At 56.1% G+C, this 6292-nt stretch carries 5 protein-coding genes; 3 read left to right on the top strand and 2 right to left on the bottom strand.

Going from position 1 to position 6292, the window contains the following annotated elements; translation table 11 throughout:
- From LC531_RS22450 to LC531_RS22440, 3 genes are all read left to right on the top strand, one after another.
- A partial coding sequence (locus LC531_RS22450) for a hypothetical protein (protein ID WP_223654534.1) occupies nt 1-1175 on the top strand: 1175 nt, incomplete at its 5' end.
- Nucleotides 1176-1313: 138 nt separating this feature from the next.
- Nucleotides 1314-1628: a hypothetical protein gene (locus LC531_RS22445; protein WP_223654532.1), complete on the top strand. Its 315-nt coding sequence runs from the start codon at nt 1314-1316 to the stop codon at nt 1626-1628.
- Nucleotides 1629-1786: 158 nt separating this feature from the next.
- A complete protein-coding gene (locus tag LC531_RS22440; protein ID WP_223654530.1) occupies nt 1787-2785 on the top strand; it encodes a hypothetical protein in 999 nt (332 codons plus the stop codon).
- A 1239-nt stretch (nt 2786-4024) separates the two neighbouring features.
- On the opposite strand, the gene traN is transcribed toward LC531_RS22440, so the two are convergent.
- Nucleotides 4025-5020: a conjugative transposon protein TraN gene (traN, locus tag LC531_RS22435; protein WP_223654528.1), complete on the bottom strand. Its 996-nt coding sequence runs from the start codon at nt 5018-5020 to the stop codon at nt 4025-4027.
- Nucleotides 5017-6291: a conjugative transposon protein TraM gene (gene traM, locus LC531_RS22430; protein WP_223654526.1), complete on the bottom strand. Its 1275-nt coding sequence runs from the start codon at nt 6289-6291 to the stop codon at nt 5017-5019. Before traM ends, traN begins: the two co-directional genes overlap by 4 nt.
- Between the last annotated feature and the right edge of the window lies 1 nt (nt 6292).

Below are 6292 nucleotides of genomic sequence, written 5' to 3'. Positions count from 1 at the left end.
CCGTGGGCAAGCTCAGTAAGTACGGCGCTACGTTTCAGGAGATAGCCAGCCGGCTGGGTAAGCCACTGCGCTGGGTAGCCCAGCGCAAGGCCGTGAGCCAATTAATTGGCCCTTGGCTGCGGGCGCTGCGGGCCGATAAGCTCACGCTGGCCGCCGCCGAAGAGTTGGCCCGGTGGCCACAGGCGGTGCAGGCGCGCCTAGCAGCGGAGCACGACCAGCACCAGCGTGCCGCGCCACTGAGCGAAAGCACGGTGAAGTATTGGCTGCAAAGCGAAATGCACCTACTGAGCGCCGCCCCTTGGAGTCTCCACGATGCCGACCTTTATCCCCAAGCCGGAGCTTGCGGGACGTGTCCAAAGCGGAGCGGCTGCGCCGGGGTGCTCTTTGAGCAGCCCAGTAAAGGAAAAGATGCTTGCCTTGATAAGGGCTGCTGGGGCGTGAAGCTGGCTCGCCGCACCACGTTGGCCATCAAGGAAAACAGTACCGAAGAGCAGCCCGCTTACCGCCTTTCCAGCCGCTCCTACGAAACGCCGGCCGGGGCCTTAGCGCCCGGCCGCTATGAGGTTAGCAAGAAGAAAAAAGGCACGGTGGCCGGCGTGTTCATCGATGGGCCTCAGCAGGCCCACGCCGTTCGTGTTGTGTTGGTTGACCTATCCGCAACCGCTCAAAAAAACAACCAAGAGGCCCAGCACGAAGCCCGCCGCAAGCGGCTGACCCAGCAGGCGACCAAATCCGTACTGGCGGGCCGCATCGTGGTGCTATTTGGGCAGCCCGACGAGGAAGGCGAACAAGTTCGGCGCGTTCTGCTTGGGGAGGCCATTACGGAGCGGTTGCTTCACAACCGCACTGCACTAGACGAGTTGATGCTGACGCATCTAGTGCGCGACTGGAAATGGCCGGTTATGCTGGATAAAACCCGCAAGGCCATGTGCGGCGACGAGTATCGGCAGTGGGTACGGGCGCAGGTCATGGCCACCGCCCCGACCGAGAAAGTTCTGACCCGCTTGCTGCTTTACGTGCTGGCGCACCACGATTTGAGTAGCGAGTACAACGACCAGCAGCAGAAGGTCGCGGTCCTGCTCAACCGGTCGGAGCTTACCCAGGGGCTAGCCGAGGCGGCCCAGGACCGACTAGCTCAGCAGTACGACCCCCTGACGCTGCGCGCCCGCAGCTAATCACCAAAAGCCCCGGCCTGCTTACCAGCAGACCGGGGCTTTATGAGTCGCCCGCCCAACTCTTTTTTCCCTTTAGTTATACTGACTGTGGTGAACCTACACGTCTTTATTGCGGTGCTAGCGGTACTTTCGTCCCCTATGAAACCGGAGCCTACTCAGACCTTCAGCCAGCTACTGCGTGCGGATAACCGCTTTACAGACCGCGACTTTATGAAGGCGCTGGGTATGGGACATCCTAAACTGAAGAGCCGTGAGGCCGACCCGTCGCTGTTTACTATTGGTGAACTTATGCTACTGGCCAACCTAATCGGGCGCTCCGTCAAAGACGTGATGCAAGTAGTACTGGCGCAGGCGGAACACAATCCGCAAGTGGCCGAGAAGAGCAAGGAGGCCCAGGAGCTAGTTGTGGGCCGCAAATACTACCCGCGCAAGGCTAAAGAAACGACGCTGTAAGCTGAACGCCAGCTAGGTTATTCCTTTCTACTGTTTTTGCCTTGTTGCCGGAGTAGGAACAAGGCCAGAAATAGTAGTACCTTGCTACACCCATCCAAAACGACAACGGGAGCCCCTGCTGCAAACAGAGACTCCCGTCTAAAACAAATAGGATTCGCATGACAAATATAGAGACCATTTACTTGGACTCCAATATCTGCCGTTACCCCCACGAGGTACGGCAGTACGGGCCCTACCGTGGGCTGGCCATTGACCTCATCATGTGGGTGGCCAAAGAGACGTTCATTCCCAGCTTTCGCCAGAACCTGGCCCTGCTGCTCGACACCCCTAGCGTTACGTTTCACGCATCGGACTTCTACACCCTTTTCGGCCATAGCCGCAACTCGCTGCTACAGCCCATGACGAAAGGCGGCCAGGTGATTTTCGCCTTGCAGCCCAAGTTTCTGGCCGACTACGGCCGCACGATTCTGGATGCCGTGCTATTCAGCATGTCGTCTCACTCCATGCTCTATGACTCGAAGGAATACCGGGTAGCTGGTCCCAAGCGTGAGACCCGCTATGTGCTTGGTAGCCTCAAACTGTTCAAAGGCTTGACCATAACGCGCCGTGACCGCTCGTTTGTGCGCTATACCATGTCGGTGAATCCCGACTTCGTGCAGAATAATCACTTCTTGAGCCAGCTCATTACCTTACCCGACTACGCCAGCCTGCGCACGGCCGGCACCGAGCAGGAGCCGACGGGTAGCAGCTGGACCGTGGGCCGCTTTCTGTATCTGCGGATGCGCTATGCTTGGGGCCTATGGTGCAGCAAGGACAACAAGAGCAAACTGAAGTTCATAGAGAACTTCGATGAGCTTAAGGAAATCGCGGGTTTCGAAAAAACACCATCTAAAAAAGCTGCCAGCTTAATGCGGGGGTTTCTTGCCCGAGTCTGTGCTTTGGACAGCATTCCTTTCACAGCTGAGGTCACCAAAATTGGGTCTACTGACCACCGCCAGGCCGACGGCTCTATTGAGGATAAGTATCAAGTGCTCCTTACCAAGAAGCCCGAAGTAGCGAAAGCTGAGGCTGAGGAACAGAAGCGTCAGAAGTTGCAGAAGAACCAGCTCAATTTTCAGCAAAATCTGGTAGCCGTAGCTAAGCAAATGAAGGGCTAAGACAGTTGTTTATCAAGCATTTATCATAGTATAAAAAGGTCCATTTTCGCATTGCGGATGGGCCTTTTTTATTACCTTTTTATACTGTCTTATTTCGTTCACCTGACTGTCTTATTTTGTTCACCAACTGTCTTATTTCGTTCACCACTGTCTTATTTCGTTCACCGTACCTGTCTTATTTCGTTCACCTGTCTGTCTTATTTCGTTCACCTACTCCGTATAAGTTAGAAGAGTAAAGAAGATTAAGAATAGTACCGCAAAGTCCAGCAACGATTAGCTTTTAGAGAGTTGTAGAGGCAGCCCAACACCTTAAATACCCCCAATTGCTTACAACGCTTACGCGTGTGCAACGAACGGACAAGTAATGGTAAGATGGGCCGGTTACAAAAAAGCCCCTCGCAGAGGGGCTAAAAACAGCCCATTTGAAATGGTCAAAAAACCAAACGGGAGAGGGATAGTAGAGGCTCCGCGCACCAGGGCGAGCGGCCCAACAAAATACATCAGCAGTTGCTTTGCGACTACCGAGGTATCTTACCATCATATCGCCTCATTTCACTGAACTCTATGCAAGCCGATGAACTAGCCTTCTTGGAAGAAATGATTGAGAGTGCTGAGCTACTCGACTGCACTGATTGTGGAGAGGATACCTTACATGTCCACGAAGAGGTAATCTCAATCGCTGGCGGCGTCACGGAGGTAATGATGCGATGCTCTAGTTGCCTAGGCATCCGGCCGCTTCTGCTCATCGACTAGTACAAACGACAACTGACCGACAATAATGCCGGTCAGTTAAGGTAGGAATTCGGGAAAAAGCGGCTTGTGGGCCTCAGCGCTTGATTTTGAATCCGAATTGCTCCAGTAACGCACAGCCTATATACCCCAGCACGAAGGAGCCGAGAAGTATTTGCAGGAAGGTGGCTAGGCTAAAGGTGGAGAACATAAGCCGTGGACTAGCGGTGACGGCGTTTGGGAACCGCCTTGATTAGGAAATTGAATACTACTAGGAAGACACCCAGTGCCACCACCAGCGGCCCCCAGTGGGGCCCAAAGGGGCTAAGCAGGTAGATAGCAGCGGCCAGGAAAACCAAGAACTTGCGCATGGTCAAGAGATAATGAAGCCGTTGGGGTAGCTAAGCTACGTAACGTCGGCAGATTGTTTCAACCCTAAAAACAGAATAGGGCGTAGCAAAGTGCTACGCCCTATTCCATGGGTGACCTATGGTAACTATATAAGCTCAGCTACTTCTTGAGCTTGCGGGCCTTAAGAATGTCGGAATTGCCCACAACGAAGGACAATTGCCGGCCGCCGCCCTTCTCGAACATCTCGACTACCAGGTTCTTATCGTCGGGAATGGTGAACTTGTGCAGGGCGTACACTTGGTCTACTTGGCCGGGGCCGGGTATAGTAGTTTGCCTGGCATTATAGACGAACACCGGCGTCAGCTCCGATTCCTGCAAGGCCGTGCGCTTGGCCACTTTCTTATCGCGGATGTAGAATTTGATGAAATCCACATCGTAGCCAATGTTCGAGCTGTTGGCCAAGTGCAGGGGAAAGAAGAACATATCATCTTCAGTGTAAAGGCCCTGCATGGCCAGGGTGATATTGTCCTTCTGCTCGCGCACGTGCGGCCCCTTACGCTTTTCCAGCACTTCTTTCGAGTAATTTTCCAGGTCACTTTGCGTCACGCTGGAGTTGGATAGGTGGGCTAGGGGTACCACGGCGGAGGAGGTCGAAACGTCGGTAGCTGCCAGGTTGTAGTTCAGTACCCTAGGGTTGGCATCATAATCCACGATGAAGGAGTACAAGCGGCCGTCGGTCGTGACCACTGTCATGTTGGTTTGGGGAAAGCCCTGCTGGCTGGCCTTCACCTTCACGATGTTCTCTGCACCCTGGGCTTTGTCTGCGATGATGCCGCCGTTGCCCAAGTCCACATACGACACGGCGTAGGGAAAAATTAGGTGGGTAGTTTTCTGAAACCCAACAGTCATACGATAGGAACCGATGTAGTTCTGCTCCTGAAGGGCCAGGATTTTTTGTGTCGAGACAGGGGCGGCCGCCGTGAGGTAGGTCGCGTTGGCCACGTGCAGCGGGCCGGCACCCAGGATGCCATTCGTGTTACTGGCGGCTACCTGGCTGGCGGCCGAGCGGTGCCGGCGATGGGTAGACTTTTGGGCGGCGGCGGGCAGCGTGAGCATGGTCAGGCCGACGCAAGCGAGAAAGAAGGGCGTTTTCATGATTTGAGCAGGAGCTGATAATTTGCTTTGAGATGAATCTTTACCGTCTTAATCTTCCGGCCGGTCAAGGCCTTACCGGTTTGAATGGCGATGCCAGCCGCCTGTGCACCTAGGCTGGGCGACATAGTGAGCATGTCGGCCCCGCTTACCCCCTGCGCGGCTCCCTGCTTGAGGGCGTCGCGGTCAATAGAGCCGGGAATGTTGAGCCCCTCTCCCCCATCAATATCAAATGCCTTAAGACTGACGGGAAGCAGGTTGCCCTGATACTGCACCGACGTGGCCGCGATGCTCAGGCGGTTGCCGCTCATGCTGCACACCCCGTAGAGAAAGCTGTTGCGCGGAATCAGGTGCCCCTCCAGCTGCACATCTTGCAGCAGGCGCAGCTTCACCGTCGAGCCGGCCTCCACCACCTGGTCATTGTGGACCACGGCCGGTACCGAGTTGACGTTGCTGCTGGGGCTCGCCTCCCCTACCGTGTGAAAGCCGTTAGCTTGAGGCACGGTCTGGGTGCGCAGGCTGCTCACCACCGTAGGGCGCACCTGGGTGATAACCGTCATACCCTTTTTGGGCGCGGTGCTGGCGGGCGTGGCTACCGCGACGGCCGTGGCCGGTGCATTTATGCCCATCAGGCGTTGCTGGTACTGATTCTTGAGCTGGTCGAGTTCCTTAAGAGACTCATCCATGCGTGTATCACGAGGCGAGCTAGTCACCGAGGCCGAGGCTTGGCGTGAGCTGGTAGCAGCTGACGTTGAGGTAGGATAAGCAGGCTGGGCGCTGGTGGGCTGAGTGCTAGTTTGCTCTTGGAGTCGTTGCATCCGGGTTTGCATGGCCACCACGTTCGGGTCAGCGTTAGCATCATAGCGGCCGGCCGTTTGGCCCGGCTGCACGGCGTAGTTGAGACCGGTTGGCTGGGCACTTGGGGTAGTGCCGACGGCCGCCGTAGTCGCCCCGGGCGCCCCTGATGTAGCACCCGCATCAGGAGCCGGCGTGCTCGCGACCGGCGCGAAGGCCAAGCTATTGTGGTGGCTGCTATCCTGAGGCGCATTGGCGGCCTCCATCTTATCGGCATACAAAGCCGACTTGCCTGCGGAGGGCAGCGTATGGTTGATGCCGCTGGCCATAGCGTTGGGGCCGGTAGTGGCCGCCGTGACGCCTTTTCCGCCCCCCCCTAGGTAGAAGAGAGCGGTCAGGCAGATTACCCCAGGAACGGGGATGAACAGCATCATTCGACGCTTTCTCAGGTACTCTTGGGTATGCTGGGGCTTGCTCATA

It is taken from the genome of Hymenobacter psoromatis, assembly GCF_020012125.1.
In the GTDB taxonomy this organism is placed as follows: Bacteria; Bacteroidota; Bacteroidia; order Cytophagales; family Hymenobacteraceae; genus Hymenobacter; species Hymenobacter psoromatis.
The sequence above is the reverse complement of the archived record's forward strand: the minus strand, read 5'-3'. Positions and strand labels throughout refer to the sequence as shown.

Bases quoted from the DNA above. Each gene is read 5' to 3' on its own strand.
- LC531_RS22440 (WP_223654530.1), top strand. From the start codon at position 1,787: ATGACAAATATAGAGACCATTTACTTGGACTCCAATATCTGCCGTTAC.
- traN (WP_223654528.1), bottom strand. From the start codon at position 5,020: ATGAAAACGCCCTTCTTTCTCGCTTGCGTCGGCCTGACCATGCTCACG.
- traM (WP_223654526.1), bottom strand. From the start codon at position 6,291: ATGAGCAAGCCCCAGCATACCCAAGAGTACCTGAGAAAGCGTCGAATG.
- LC531_RS22445 (WP_223654532.1), top strand. From the start codon at position 1,314: ATGAAACCGGAGCCTACTCAGACCTTCAGCCAGCTACTGCGTGCGGAT.